Origin of the sequence: Anoxybacillus sp. LAT27 (assembly GCF_022030075.1) — a bacterium.
Classification (GTDB): Bacteria; Bacillota; Bacilli; order Bacillales; family Anoxybacillaceae; genus Anoxybacillus; species Anoxybacillus kestanbolensis.
The window spans coordinates 1-236 of record NZ_JAIWYK010000273.1 but is presented as its reverse complement, the minus strand read 5'-3'; the positions used below and the strand labels follow the sequence as shown (position 1 = coordinate 236).

The following is a 236-nucleotide window of genomic DNA, read 5'->3' as shown; positions in this document are numbered from 1 at the left end:
ACCGCTCCGTTTTGGATGGCAGGCAGCTTGGCGCTCTTGACCGCTCTATTCGTTTTCGTTTTCTTGCATGAGTCGCTTCCGAGAGAAAAACGAATGAATATACGAACAAAGCGGCCATCGCTTGCGGCCGCCCTCCAAGGGCCTGTAGCGCGCCTATACTTACTGCAGCTGATCACAACGTTTTCCCTCGCTGGACTTGAAGCGACGTTCGCCTATTTTGCCGCTGAACGAGCGGG

General features: G+C 54.7%; 1 pseudogene. It reads left to right on the top strand.

Going from position 1 to position 236, the window contains the following annotated elements:
- Window positions 1-236: pseudogene (locus LD028_RS09430) on the top strand (tetracycline resistance MFS efflux pump); the annotation flags it as partial.